Source organism: Leptospira biflexa serovar Patoc strain 'Patoc 1 (Paris)' (assembly GCF_000017685.1).
GTDB lineage: Bacteria > Spirochaetota > Leptospiria > Leptospirales > Leptospiraceae > Leptospira_A > Leptospira_A biflexa.
In genome coordinates this window covers 1,271,951-1,286,452 of the sequence record NC_010602.1, presented here as the reverse complement: position 1 = coordinate 1,286,452, position 14,502 = coordinate 1,271,951, and the positions used below count along the sequence as shown (strand labels likewise).

Below are 14,502 nucleotides of genomic sequence, written 5' to 3'. Positions count from 1 at the left end.
GACATTCTTCAGGGAATGGAATGAAATGGTCGCCATTTTTACTCGTTTTCACCGTTAGCTGTCTTGACGAATTTCAATAAATGATCTATTCTATAATGATGGCCCATAAATTTTTGATACAAATCATCGATAAGACTTTAATTCTGGTTTATCTTAGTATCAGTTTGAGTTTTCTATTTGTATCCTGTGTCACGCAAGATGCAGATAAAAAAGCAGATGCAATTTCAAACCCAAATCCAGAGTTTGAAGTGGTAGCAGGTATCGAATTCAGCCAAAAATTTTTATACCGCCCATGGACGGATGCACAATCTTTCTGCCTGAGCCAAAACTTAAAACTTCCTAGTAGAGAACAACTTCTAGCCGTCTACCATTTACAAAAGTATTTCCCTGGAGATGGGTACGAAAATTCTTCCTATTGGACAAATGAAAAAAATATTTTTGTATATGGAGGGAATGCCTTAAATGGGAATGATGAAACTAGATCCTCAGTTCGTTGCGTCAAATAAAAAGGTTTTGATTCTTTTTTTCAGTTTTCTGAACTATTTTCCTATCCTTGGGATCGATTTGAGACAGTGTTACAATACCTCAAAGGGTATTTTACTCCCGGTTTTCTTTTTGACCCTTATTTTGAATTGTGTGACTCCGCCCGAACCAAAGGCAAAACTGAAACCAAATTTAATCCAAATGGTAAAAGCGGGTGATTGGTTTGAAACACAAGAATTCCTAACAAAAAATCCTGATAGCGTCGAATCGATAAACGAAAGTGGCGAGCGAGCCATCCACGCTGCAGCTAACTTAGGCGATTCGAAACAATTAAAAATATTAATCAAGTTCAAAGCCAATGTCAATGCAAAGAACCTTCAAGGTATGACAGCATTACACATTGTCAGTTCGGAAGGGTATGCTGATTGCGCAAAAGTATTGTTAGATGCTGGCGCCTTGCCGAACGAAAAAGATCAAATAGACAAATTGCCAATCCACTATGCAGTTACCAATTCCTCTAGTAATATCACTGTTTTAAAACTCTTGGTAAAATATGGGTCTCTTCTTGATCCGAAAGACAAAAAAGGAGAAACTCCATTACTCATTGCGATTCGTAGGAAAAATTATCAATTCGCAAAATTCCTAATTTCTAATCGAGCATCGATCGATGTGGTAGACAAAAAAGGATTCAGTTTATTACATTTGCTAGCATTAAAGGGTCATACAGAATTATTAAAAATTTTAATCGAGTTAGGTGCAAATCCAAACAAAGTCATTGAAAAAGGAAATGTTTCCCCTCTTCACTTTGCTACGATGAATGGACATCTAGAATTTGTCCAATATCTGTTGGCACGCGGGGCAAATCCAGACATCCAAGATGAAACAGGTTATACAGCATTACACTATGCTGTGAAAGAAGGAGATCTGGAATTGGTGACAACACTTCTACGGAAAAAAGCAAATCCGAATCTCCGAACAATTGATGGTTATAGTCCGATTTTTGTAGCGGCACAAGAAGGCCATGCTGATATCGCAAGGATTTTATTGGAAAATCATGCCGATCCTAATTTGCAAGGAAACGATGGTAGAGCCGCTATCCACAAAGCATGTAATGAAGGTTATTTAGAAATTTTAAAAATATTGTTAGAATTTAAGGCTAACAAAGAAATTCGATCTCGACAAGGTTGGACTCCAATCATTACCGCAAGCAGTGCTGGTCATTTAAAAATGGTTCAATTACTGATCGAACAAAAAGTAGACTTGAATGCAATCACAGAGTATAAAACCACTGCCCTGTATTCCGCGGCATCCGAGGGGCATATGGAAGTGGTAGAGGCCTTACTCAATGGGGGAGCGTTAACGGACGTCCCAGGAACCAGTTCTCCCATCGGTGTCGCAAGAGTGAATGGCCACAAACAAATTGCGGAACTCATCCAAAAAAGAAGCAAGTGATTGGGTTGGTTTGCCCTTTGGAAAGGCAGCCAATGGTATTTTTTTTAGCAAAATCTCTAGTTTCCAAACAACTGTCGGGTTTTAGGACGTTTCTTGCCAAAAGATTCCGTCTGATAAAAATGACTTAAACCCATACCCATTTTCAAGAAGGTACAGTTTGTTTGCTAAATTTTTTTCCCCGAAGAAAGCCATGACAATTTCCGATGACCTTTTCACGGAAGTAATGATACGAAACAACAAACGAATGTTCTTGTCATTTCTTTCGATCTTAGCTCTTGCCAACGTGGCAACACTTGCCATTAAAATTGCCGGCAAAGGCTCAGATTACTTGACCTACGAAAGTATCTTCATCGAGTTTATTTTAGCTACGTCTATATTGATTGTTGGTTTTTTATTATCTTCTAGATTAAAAACACATTGGGTTTCAAGTTATATCTCCATTACAGGTGTTACATTATGTTTATTGGTATTCCAATACGTAATTTATGGGGCAACCGAACTATCTGCAACATTTTATATCTCTTTTGTTTTAAGCGTATTGTATTTCAATCGTAACGCATCCATTTATAACTTTATCTTAATCATTGTATCCGAAATTGTTTTATTTGTTTTAAGACCTGAATTAATTCCAGGTGGTCCAAAAAGTAATATCATCGTAAGGTTTTTGATTTTTGTTTGGGTCGGTATTGGTGCGACTGTCGGAGCAACTGCAACAAGAATTCTTCTAAACTTGGCTGTAGAAAAACAAAAAGAAGCAAAGAAAGTTTTGGACAATCTATTAGAAATGGCCAAAACCATTCTTAACACGATTGATTTGATGAAACAACAAATTAAGAACCAAGATACAATTTCAGAAGAACTGAAACAAATTTCAGAACACCAAGCATCATCCTTATTTGAAATTTCAACATCTTTACAAGAATTATCTTCTAAAGCTGATTCCAATAATAAAATTGCAAAATCTTTATACCAAGAGTCGGAAACTTCAATTCAATCTGTGAATGACTTAAAAGCCATCAACGAAACCGTACAAACCGGAACAGGTAGTATCTATAAAAATTTAGATGTGGTTACAGAATATTCAAACGACACTTCAAAACACATTCACCTTTCCATTGATAAGTTCAATATCCTTCAGGAAAAAAGTAGGGAAATTTCTGAATTTGTCTCTGTCATCAATGACATTGCTGACAAAGTAAACTTGTTATCTTTGAATGCTGCGATCGAGGCGGCAAGAGCCGGAGAACATGGACGAGGTTTTGCGGTTGTTGCAGAAGAAATCTCCAAGTTGGCTCTTGCCACGACAAAAAACTCCAAGGAAATTTCTAAAATCATCAAAGAAAACCTTTCATTGATTGGTGAAAGTAGTGAACTCATCAACCGGTCCTCGGAGATGATGGGAAAACTAGACACATCCATTGGTATCATTAAAAATGAAATCACGGGAGTTGGTTCTAAAATCGTAGAAATTGATAAAGCAATCCAAACCATTGACAACTTAAATACACGAATTTATGAAACGAGTAGGACCATTGAAACCTCCACAAACTTCCAAAAAGTAGCAACAGAAGAGTCAACAAAAATTACTGCAAACATCTCTGAGTATGCAACGAACATTGTGCAAATTTCCAAACAAATTTCGGAAAGTAGCAAATCTACAGGGGGGATCATTTCTAAACTCGATTCGATGGCGAAAGAGATGACGAATTGAGGATTCTTTTGTTAGAAGTTTGCCGATGTATCCAATCAAAAAATGAAAAGATTGAAACTCAATTGGTGGTCTTACCAAACCACAATGGCAGAAGGAAAATAAGGAATCCATAGACTGATATGATGCTTAACGGACAAGGCGCGGATCTTAGTTTACTGATTTGGAACAGTTCCATTTCCATTTTAGTATTTTCATTTGTTTGTTATTTGGCAACTTTTCGCCAAACTGTTCTTTTTACCTTAACTATCACATTATCTTTGTTAGTTACTGTTCAATTCAGTTTCCAACCTTCCTTTGATTCTATTTCCATCATGGGTTTCAGCAAACTTATGTTACTACTACCCCTAGGTTTGGGTGTCATCTTGGGTTTTGGACTTTTCTCTGAAAGTATACAAAAAAGATTTTTACCTTTGTTTACCCTATATATTAATTTTGCTGTATTGGCAAATATCTTTGCCATGATGTTTGCTCCCAGTGGAGACACATATCGAGGAGTCTTTAGCCGTATCACATGTTTCACTCTTCTCATTTGGCTAGTCCAAGAGATGGCAAAAGTGAACTTTCAGACAACTCACATGGATTCCAAAATGTTTTTGTTCCGATCCTCACCCTTACATTGGATTTATTGTCACGCTGCTTATCGAATGGCACTTCTATCATTGCCAACCTTTGCTAGTATACGATTCATTCTTCTGGAACCTTTTAGCCTGATCGCTATGGTCGTCCTCTACCATTGGCATAACAAACGTTACCCTCTATATTATTATTTCGGATTTGCAGACACGATTGCTGTCACTACCTTAACAGTACTCGCTCGGTATCCGGTTTTGCCTCCATTCCCATCGAAGGGTCCCTATTTTCCAAACCTACAGGAATACCAATGGGACATGGTATTCCTTCCCATTCAATTTCTGGTGACTGGTTTTGCGTTATGGGCTATCTTTCAGAACCTCTCTGTAAAAAGGAGTATTCCTATAGAAAATCCTAGCAAACTTTCCGCAAGGTAAGAGAAAGGTTCATAGGATCTAATATTTGGACTTTCAAACAAATTACCAATGCACTTCTAAAAATGGAGTTTCCATTTTTTGTTTCCTTTCGAATTCCAATATCTCTCTCTCATTGTTTAGCGTGGTATCGATATCATCCCAACCATTTCGGATCCGATTGGTGGAACCAGAATCCAAATAAAAAGAGTAGGTTTGCTCACCTGCTTTTACTTCAAATGATTCCAAATTGATCCTAATTGGGGATCCAGAATGATTCCTAACCCAGTGATGAAGAGAAGAAACCTCTTCATCTTTCAATCGAACAAGAGCAATCCCATTCTTCGCAGAATTGATGGAAAAGATGTCGGCAAAAGAAGGAGCGATGATCACTCGGAATCCGAAATCAGAAAGGGCCCAAGGTGCATGTTCTCGACTCGAGCCGCATCCGAAATTTTTTCCAGCAATGAGCACACTCGCATTCTGAAATGTTTCTTGGTTCAAAATGAATTCGGGATTAGGAATCTTTCCCGCCCAGTCTAAATACCGCCAATCATGAAACAAATGGTTTCCAAAACCTTTCTTATCAATTAATTTCATAAATTGTTTTGGAAGTATTTGGTCCGTATCAATATCTTCTCTGGGCATGGATACCGCCACTCCCGTATGGACTGTCCAACTTTTTACACTCATGCTAATTCCCTCACATCTGTCAATTTACCAGTCACTGCTGCGGCAGCTGCCATGGAAGGACTGACTAAATGTGTCCTCCCTCCTCGACCTTGTCTTCCTTCAAAGTTGCGGTTAGAAGTGGAGGCACACCTTTCTCCTGGTAGTAATACATCGTCGTTCATTGCAAGACAAAGGGAACAACCAGGTTCTCTCCATTCGAATCCAGCATCTTTGAAAATTGTATCCAAACCTTCTGATTCAGCCTGTGCTTTCACTGATCCTGAACCTGGAACGACCAAGGCTTGCACTCTTGGATGGACTTTTTTTCCTTTTGTTACTTCTGCCGCAAAACGTAAATCTTCTATCCTTGCATTTGTACAAGAGCCAATGAACACCTTATCGATCTGAATCTCCGAAATTGGAGTTCCTGGTTTTAAATCCATATACGCCAAGGCATTGGCTGCTGTTTCTCTTGCTCGTCCCTCAATGAAATCTTCAGGATTCGGGATCATTTCATCAATGGATATCGTCTGTGATGGATTGGTTCCCCATGTGACCTGCGGTTTTATATTAGAAATATCGAATTCAATTATCTCATCAAAAACGGCATCTTTATCTGTGAAAAAAGTTTTCCAATATTCGATTGCTTCTTTAAATCTCTCACCTTGGGGAACTAGTTTTTTATCTTTCAGATAATTAAATGTCATTTGGTCCGGAGCGATGAGGCTTGCCCTTGCTCCCGCTTCGATACTCATATTACAAAGAGTCATTCTGCCTTCCATAGATAGTGAACGTACCCATTCACCTCCATATTCGATTGTGAAACCCCTTCCTCCGGATGTTCCCATCTTTTTAATGAGCGCAAGTATGATATCTTTAGATGTGATTCCAAATCCAGGTTTCCCATGGAATTGGACGAGCATAGATTTTGTTTTCGACTGTTTGAGACTTTGAGTCGCTAACACATGTTCGACTTCACTTGTCCCTATTCCAAAGGCCAATGCACCAAAGGCTCCATGAGTTGCTGTATGAGAATCTCCACAAACGATCACAGATCCTGGAGTTGTAAATCCTAACTCAGGACCCACCACATGTACAATCCCTTGATTTGGATCGTCTGGACCGAACAAACGAATTCCAAAATCAAAACAGTTTTTCTCCATTGTCTCAATTTGTAGTCGGGAGACTGGTCCTGCAGCATCTCTGTTTTTACGATCTTTTGTAGAAACATTATGATCCACAACTCCGAAGGTGAGATCCTTCCTTCGAACATCTCTTTTTTTCGTTCTTAATCCTTCGAATGCTTGGGCAGAAGTCACTTCATGCAGGATATGTCGATCCACATATAAAATCGATTCAGAGTCTGAATTCTCCAAGATCCGATGACGTTCCCAAATTTTATCATATAGAGTTTGTCCCATATTTTCCTCTTGGTAATAAGAGTATCAAAATAATTGATATAATGCAAATAAATTGGTTTTATAATATATATAACTAATTGTTATATGTAGTATGGAATTCAGACAGATCGTTTATTTTCTTGAAATCGCTAACACAGGCACATTCCAAAAAGCGGCAACGCAACTAGGATTAACACAACCGGCACTCTCTAGACAAATTTTTCTTTTAGAAAAGGAATTAGGAGTCATAGTATTGGAAAGAGGAGGAAGGTCTGTTCGACTAACACACGAAGGTGAAAAGTTCTATCAGTATTCAATTCGAATGAAAGAATTATGGGAAGAGATACAAAATGGTTTTGCAAAAGAAAACGAACTCAAAGGAAACTTTTCCATTTCAGCGGGAGGTACCGTTTCTGCATGGATCTTACCTCAAATCTTAAAGGAAATCCTAACAAAAAGAAAAGGACTATCGCTTTCAGTCCGTGAAGGAGATGCTAGTGAAACAAAAAACTCAGTGTTAAAAGGAGAAGTAGATCTTGGGATTTTGACAGGTCCCATTGCAGAACCTAGTCTGAATGTAATCGAATTTTTATCCGATCAGATTTATCCTGTCGCAACAAAGGACCATCCAATTTTTTTAAAAAAGAAAATTAGAATCGAGGACTTAAAAAAACAATCCGTTGTCTTTTTTCATCCGGGTTCTGCTCTTAGAAAGGCAGTGGAGAAGAAGATTAAATCGTTCTCTAAAGAATTTGGCCCCAATATCACAATGGAACTGAGGAGTGTAGAATCCGTTATCAAATCTTTGGAAGCCGGATTAGGAATCGGTTTTTTATCCAAATATTCGATGAATCAAAAACTACAAAAAATTAATTTCGAAGACTGGAATGTGGAAAGAAAATTTTATCTTTGTTATCGTAAAAAATCTGGACCCGGACTTACGATGCTTGCAGAAGAAATTTTAAGATCCACTGAACTTTGGAAATCCAAAAAAGAAAACTCCTCCCTTTCCTAGGAATGGTTGGACCATCATTTTTAATCCTGTTCAAAAATGAAAACGATAGTTTGCACCGACTTGAACGTAAGACAATATTGTCTTTGAATCATATAACATTGGAATTAATTTCTGTGGTCCATAGACTCTTAGTAATATTTGTGCTGGATCACTATCCCCACCACTATCGCTTTCTGTGATATAACCAGACTGTAATTTGTTATTCAGGGTCATATTGCTTGCTTCCATAAATAAACTAAAGTCACCATGGACCCTTGTTGTGAATTTTACATTCACTTCGGTTCCAGTCGACTTCCACTGGTAATCTAAACGATAGTGATCGTATCGAAACGGAGAGCTATCCAATCGAAATTCGTTACTTCGAAAGGATGATGGACCTTTCATATCCAAATGCAAAACCTGTCCTTGTAAAGTGAATCGTTCCCAAAATTTCCATTCAAATCCGATTCCAAAACTATAACCTTTAAACGAATTGTTTGTTTCTCGATAACTCACTCGGTTGGGATTGATACCAGTGGCAGTATTCCCTCCGAGACTATCAACTTCATGATTGCTCTTGGACCAAATTCTTTCTAGCCCTCCCAATATTTGAAGGTCAAATACCGGATGTGGGTAAGGAGAAAAACCTACCCGAGAAGACAGTTTTTGAAACTTTGACTCTCCGTTTCCAAAAAGAACATTGGTATTACTGTCAGTAGCAAATGACGAGCCACCTCCCCCATAAGTAAGTGTCTGAATGCCACTCACATCAAAATTTCCTTTTGCTTCAGTTCCGCGAATCTCAATGGTGAGGCGGTTCCAAGCGTAAAACAAACGCGTTGTTGCACTTTGATTTTTCGTTTTGTATGGCGTGGATTGTATCTCAGCTTGACCACCACTGTTAAAAAGAAGTCCAGCCACTTGTATGGTTTGATAAAAAGGACGGAGCTCTGATTGGCTCTCACCACTTCCAATACCAAAGGAACCTTCTAGATAATGTCGTTTCGCACTCGAAAGTTCATCCTCTCTTTTTTTCTGATTTGTTTCTTTGGATTTGAAATTTTCATCTTCCTTTTTTTGTTTTTCAGCGAGTTCTTTTTCTTCATTGAGTTTCTTTTCCTTCTCCGAAATCTGAGGTTCCACTTTAACAGGGTTGGATTCAGCCTTTTTAGCAAAAGAAACTTTACGGATCGCTGACTTTGGAATCCGTTTTGTATTACCGTCAGCGAGTTTGATCGTCACTATATCCTTATCTTGAGTGAGGACTGTACCTTCCCATTTTTCTCCTGACTTGAGAAGAATTGTTTCACTACGGAGAGATCCACTGAAAAAAAGAAAGAGAACACATAGGTAAGGTATTATTTTATTCATAAATTCAATTGTTCACCACTGCAATTTGAGTATCCTATCAGGATGGCATTCTACTGCAAACTGATTAAGCAGATAAAAATACAATTCGAAAGAAAATATGAATGGAAACATATAGAATGATTCTTAAAAATTTCATAATGTGAGTATTGAGACATTCGTTGGATTTTTCCTAGAATTTTATCTTTAAAAGAAAGATTGGCCCCAAGTGAAACAAACACGTTCAGTAATGATTTTGGAAAATTTTCTCATTTGTTTGCCTGAAATTTTTTTGCTCTGAATCAGCCTCTTTTTTAGCTAAAATAGGAGCAGTATTTAAAATAAAAAATGATGTCTCTTGTTGGAGAATGAAAATTTTTCTCGTCTCATATCGATAGATAAGCATACCATAACCGGACAACAAAATTTGAGCGATACTCCCTTAATTCCCACTGACCAACTAACAAAATTTGAATTCAATGATGATCTGCTCAGTAGCTATCGAAAGAGTAAACATATTCCTCTCGATCTTTATGATCGTAATGGCAAACTCATCATGTCAAAAAAAAAGAATGCGACGGAAGAGGATTTTGGTAAACTTTTAAAGATCGAGTTGCAAGGTGCTTATTGTCTAAACTCTGATATAAAACATCTGCGAGTCATGTCCGGAGACATGGCAGACCCTCGCCAAACAAAACTTTTTGATCCAGACAAAACGACCGAATTTGCAAAACAAACAGAATCATTGATTCAAGAGCTAAAAAAAGAAGCATTCAATTCGGATCATGCTCTCCGAGTACACAAATCCATTGGAAAAGTTTTAGATGATTTCACAAACAATCCTGATTTTGAATCAGGATTATTTAACATTTTAGAGATTTTGAATCATGCTGGTGTGCCAGTGGAATCGGAACTCATGACCAAACGTACGATAGTTGCCATGGGTATGAAAGTCCGAACCAAAAAGATAGGTGTCGGTGAGGATAACAAACCGAATAAAAAAGACCATCTCTCAGTGATGACAGCAAGTTTTCTTGCGGATATCGGTTATTCGAAACTAGTGCTCCCCGACAAACCGAATTTGACAAAAGAAGAATACAACGCGATCCAACAACATCCCATCATCAGTTATTTGATGACTCTTGCAGCACCAGAAATTACGCAAGAGATTCGAACACTAGTTCTGAACCACCACAGACCCTTTCGTGGGAATTCAATTAACAATAACTTTCCTGACAATAATACCGTATTTAGAAAGCTGATGGTGATTCGGGATAAGTTCCTTAAAGATCCAAGTAAAAAAATGTTTGTGGCTGATATTGATGCACAACTTCGAATCCAAGAGTCAAATGTAAACTCTGTCAATTTTGAAGAGGATATCGCCATTTTGTCACTCGCCAGCGAGTATGCAAGTTTGACAACAAACCAACCTTGGCGCCCTGCATTCAGCTCAGCAACAGCATTAAAAATGATCGTGAATGATTCCTTCTTTTCTTATAGCAATCGAAACATTCGTCACTTACTCGATTATGTAGGCGCCAGTTTAACCAATAATCAAAATATCATCAATGTAGGTGATTACGTCATCACCGCCTCGATTGATTCAGAAAAACAGGTACATTTTGATATCTGTAAAATTTTAGAAGTCGATCGCTTCCAAACTCGTCCCAAAATCCAAAGATTATGCACCATCAAACCTTTGTTTAAAAAAGGCATTAAGTATCGCATCGCCGATTTTGATATCAACGAAATTCGTATGGACAAACGGAAAGCAGTGATTGACCTTGCAGGACAAACTTCTAGTACCCAAAGGATCATTTACATCATTGATCCAGAAATGAATGGCCCACTATTCGATGCAGTAAAGAAGATGGACATAGCTTAAACGAATCCTTCGAAAAACTGATTCATCCATACAGACATTCAAATTTTCTAAGAAGAGTTTTCCTCTCTTATATGTGACTCATAAAATATAGGATGGAAGAGCTGATGGGCTGATACTGATTCTGACACCCGGTATAAACTGTTAGTTTTTGGAACTTTGACAAAAGTTTCCTCCGCAGTAACTGCTACTGAAATTAGCGAGATGCCTGATTCCTGGACATTTTTTATCGAACTTAACTCTTCCAATTACAGATTGCATTCCATCAATTTGACAACAAATTTAAACAATCGGATTGAAAGTGGCTCCCTATCAAGTGATTACTTAACTTATGCAAACTCTTTCACATAGTTCCGTATGAGAACTATATTCAATTTCTGATTTTCACATACTGATTCCCTCCATTTTCACAAAAAGACTTGTCAGTCCCACAATCAGAGAGTAATGATTACGTCTAATGCAAAAAATTTCCCGGATGTATATTTGGATCCTTTTGATGATAGTAACCTCTTGTGCACCCAACGGATATGAAGATCAAAACGTAACTAATCTTTTCGAATTTATCCAAGACCCATCTACAGAAATTCCCTTTGAACAAATTCGAAAATTAAAAAATTGGAATCCGATTTCAAAGAACCAACTATCTTTATTTTCACAAATGACGTCATTTGGCTTCGAGGGAAAACAAATGACGATGGGTTTGCACAAGGAAGGATCCTTTCTTTGGAATGGAAAGCCCTAGACTTTGCTAGATTGTATTATTCAGAACAAAGTAAAGAATTCAAATTCATTGATACAGGAGACACAATCCCTAAATCAAAATGGATTTTACCAGAATCACTTTATCCTAGTTTTCCAATTCCAAAACAAAATTCAGGAGATTACTTCTATATCCGAATCCAATCAAAGTCCTTAATTTCTTTTCCCATTCGCTCTCTAAGCGAAAGATCACTTAACAAACGAATGATTGTCGAAACCGCGATCACTTGGCTCATCATAGGAGTCTGCGCAGTTATGATTGTATTTGCATTATTCTATTTTTTTGCTTTTGGCTTAAGTGAATTTTTCTTTTATGCAGGTTATGTTGTTTGCACTGTCCTCTGGTACAATGGACAATATGGAAACGCATATGATGTATTATGGCCTGAATCTCCTTGGTGGCAAAACAAAGCGATCTTAGTATTTTCTACTCTTGGCATACCTTTTTCCTTCCAATTTGTGCGAATGTTTTTAAATACAAAAGTAAACAATCCTCGGATTGATAAAATTTTACTGATTATGGGAATCATCGCAATGTTTTGTATCCCAGCGATTCTTACATCCTATACAACTAAAATTTTTTCTAGGATCGCTACCTATATTTATTTAATTTCCATTCCAATCATTCTGGGAACTGCCTTAAAAAATTATATCAAAGGGGAAAAACAAATCCTTTTCTTTCTCTTAAGCTGGGGATCTTATTTTATTGTGAGTTACAATACGATGTTTTATTTTTTGGGAATCCTACCATATTCCACTCCCCTACTCTATTCTGCAGTATTCATTTTCCCTATCGATCTATTTTTCTTATTGTTTAACCTCTTACAAAAATATGAAACACTTGAAGGCGAAAGAAATGAAATCCTTCACCGGATTGTCACTTTAAACAATACACAAAATGCTCGTTATGTGAAATCAAAACTCAACTCAGTCAATACCGAAGAATCGCTTGCGAAATTGGAATCCTGGATGCGAGTAACCAAACCCTATTTGGATGAAAAGTTAGATTTAGAAATTGCCTCACTTGCCATTGGTTTAACTGTCCAACAAACATCGGAACTGCTCAATTCCAAACTAGGAGTTAGTTTCCGCAGTTATCTCAATGGATTTCGGATTGCCGATGCCAAAAAAATCTTAAAAGACAAACCGGATATGTCTATCCTTTCGATTGCATATGCGACAGGTTTTGGCTCCAAAACTGCTTTCAATGTTGAATTTAAAAAAGCAACAGGTCAGAGTCCCGTACAATATAGACAATCCGGTGGTGAAAATAAAATCTAACATCTATTAGGGGCCTAATACTAGTGACCCAAGATACACTTGATTTACCGCTGTGGCGCTGAGAGCCGAGCCAAAAACACGAAATCCATCAATGCCGCCGTGGTAAGGATACCCACCGCCCCAACTTCCAAAAGTAATTCTTTGTAAGATCGTATCAACTGCACCTGAACCAGTTGTAGCTGGTGTCCCGAGAAAACTTCCATTGACATAAAAGGAGGAATTGGTTCCGTCAAAAACAATACAGATATGGGTCCATACACCCGCAGACGGGGCATAAGTTTGTTTCGCACTAAAATTGGCTCGAGTAAAATACAACCCAGTCACTCCCGCTGTATTTTGCAGACCAAACCCACAAGCATTACTAAAAAGTGTGCCATAACTAAAAATCAATTCTTGTACTCCAGATCCAAGGAGAGCATCTGGTTTTAACCAAATACAAATGGTTCTAGGTAAGGTCCCGCTTGGCAACATACTATCTCCCCCAATTTGGGAACTTATATCTGTATTATTAAGATGGATTGCTCCGTTTGTGTCTCCTTCCGATCCATCAATGATCGTAAGTGATGCACCTGCTGTTAGTGTTAAGGGTTGGATTCCTGAATTCTCAAAAGAACCATTCGTAAATCTCAAATGAACAAGTGATCCGATCTCAACACCAATTCGTAAATTCGTATTAGTGTCCCCACTACTCGTTGTCGCAGTGATCGAATAATCCGTATAACTTGAAATAGTCGTAGGGGAACCACTGATTTCGCATGTTTCATTCTGTAACGTTAGTCCCGTTGGCAGAGCCGGTGATACCTTACAAGATATGATTTGACCGCATAAATTTGTTTTAATAGAAACTGGAAAATTTTGACCTAACAGGTAAGTGTTTTGTGGATAAGACAAGGAAGTATTGCCGGGACAAGGTAAACAGTCCTTACCTTTCAAAATACAAGCAAGTATTTGAGTTTCGTTGAACTCACGACTATGAACGTCGCTAGGATTTTGTAAATCGGAGGGGTTACAATTCAAAATAAAAAACAAAAGGAATAGAATCGTATTGATAAATTTACTAAACTGGGCAAAAAAATGAATTTGGTCGCATATTTGTTTTTTCATCTTGGTACAAGAGTATAAAGGATTTGTGCCAAGCAGTCGTTCCAATATATATTTCAGAACTTAATGAATCAAAATTTATTCCACACCAGGAAAAAGGAAACTAAGGATGGTATAAAAGTTTCCTATTTTTCCAATTAGGAAAAACAAACTTTAGCGAAAGGATTGGTTTCCTTAGTAAAAGGAGGTGATCCAGCCACAGAAACTTACCGCGGGACAGTTTCTAGAATTTCTAGATCAAAATCTTTGACCTCTAGAATGTTTTCTTACTGAGAATATTCTGTAACTTCACCCTCTTCACGAGGTCTCACTTTAAATCACCCCAACTAACAGCTAATTTCTTTTTTGGGCGAGCCCCCAAAAATCCGAATAGATCATAAAAAGTAAAAGCCAAGAGGAGGAAAAAAGAAATTTAAGGCAACGGCAATGAATTTTTG

The 14,502-nt window shown here is 37.7% G+C and carries 11 protein-coding genes; 7 read left to right on the top strand and 4 right to left on the bottom strand.

Annotated elements, in window-relative coordinates; genetic code table 11:
• The first annotated feature begins 80 nt into the window (after positions 1–80).
• The 4 genes from LEPBI_RS06045 (at position 81) to LEPBI_RS06030 (ending at position 4,653) form a co-directional block, all read left to right on the top strand.
• A complete protein-coding gene (locus tag LEPBI_RS06045; RefSeq protein ID WP_012388229.1) occupies positions 81–506 on the top strand; it encodes a hypothetical protein in 426 nt (141 codons plus the stop codon).
• Complete coding sequence (locus LEPBI_RS06040; RefSeq protein WP_226992896.1) at positions 469–1,935, top strand: ankyrin repeat domain-containing protein; 1,467 nt, start codon at positions 469–471, stop codon at positions 1,933–1,935. Before LEPBI_RS06045 ends, LEPBI_RS06040 begins: the two co-directional genes overlap by 38 nt.
• A gap of 157 nt (positions 1,936–2,092) precedes the next feature.
• Entirely contained in the window at positions 2,093–3,646 is a 1,554-nt protein-coding gene (locus LEPBI_RS06035; RefSeq protein WP_012388227.1) for a methyl-accepting chemotaxis protein, read from the top strand.
• 119 nt (positions 3,647–3,765) lie between these two features.
• A complete protein-coding gene (locus LEPBI_RS06030) occupies positions 3,766–4,653 on the top strand; it encodes a hypothetical protein (RefSeq protein ID WP_012388226.1) in 888 nt (295 codons plus the stop codon).
• Positions 4,654–4,695: 42 nt separating this feature from the next.
• Here LEPBI_RS06030 and leuD read toward each other — a convergent pair whose 3' ends face one another.
• Positions 4,696–5,322: a 3-isopropylmalate dehydratase small subunit gene (gene leuD, locus LEPBI_RS06025; RefSeq protein ID WP_012388225.1), complete on the bottom strand. Its 627-nt coding sequence runs from the start codon at positions 5,320–5,322 to the stop codon at positions 4,696–4,698.
• Positions 5,319–6,722: a 3-isopropylmalate dehydratase large subunit gene (gene leuC, locus LEPBI_RS06020; RefSeq protein ID WP_012388224.1), complete on the bottom strand. Its 1,404-nt coding sequence runs from the start codon at positions 6,720–6,722 to the stop codon at positions 5,319–5,321. The genes leuD and leuC overlap by 4 nt, the downstream gene beginning before the upstream one ends.
• Before the next feature lie 91 nt (positions 6,723–6,813).
• Here leuC and LEPBI_RS06015 point away from each other — a divergent pair, with 91 nt between their 5' ends.
• Positions 6,814–7,716 (top strand): LysR family transcriptional regulator, encoded by a 903-nt coding sequence (locus LEPBI_RS06015; protein WP_012388223.1) that lies wholly within the window; start codon positions 6,814–6,816, stop codon positions 7,714–7,716.
• Between the two features lie 30 nt (positions 7,717–7,746).
• Here LEPBI_RS06015 and LEPBI_RS06010 read toward each other — a convergent pair whose 3' ends face one another.
• Positions 7,747–9,066 (bottom strand): LA_0442/LA_0875 N-terminal domain-containing protein, encoded by a 1,320-nt coding sequence (locus LEPBI_RS06010; RefSeq protein WP_012388222.1) that lies wholly within the window; start codon positions 9,064–9,066, stop codon positions 7,747–7,749.
• 403 nt (positions 9,067–9,469) lie between these two features.
• Here LEPBI_RS06010 and LEPBI_RS06005 point away from each other — a divergent pair, with 403 nt between their 5' ends.
• Both LEPBI_RS06005 and LEPBI_RS05990 read left to right on the top strand, forming a co-directional pair.
• The gene (locus tag LEPBI_RS06005) at positions 9,470–10,927 is read left to right on the top strand and encodes an HD-GYP domain-containing protein (RefSeq protein WP_041769715.1); all 1,458 of its coding nucleotides are present in this window, start codon (positions 9,470–9,472) and stop codon (positions 10,925–10,927) included.
• Between the two features lie 612 nt (positions 10,928–11,539).
• Positions 11,540–12,964: a 7TM diverse intracellular signaling domain-containing protein gene (locus LEPBI_RS05990; protein ID WP_012476211.1), complete on the top strand. Its 1,425-nt coding sequence runs from the start codon at positions 11,540–11,542 to the stop codon at positions 12,962–12,964.
• Positions 12,965–12,970: 6 nt separating this feature from the next.
• Here the strand turns inward: LEPBI_RS05990 and LEPBI_RS05985 are convergent, their stop codons facing one another.
• Positions 12,971–14,068, bottom strand: coding sequence for a LamG-like jellyroll fold domain-containing protein (locus LEPBI_RS05985; protein WP_187148071.1), 1,098 nt, complete (start codon positions 14,066–14,068; stop codon positions 12,971–12,973).
• Positions 14,069–14,502 lie beyond the last annotated feature (434 nt).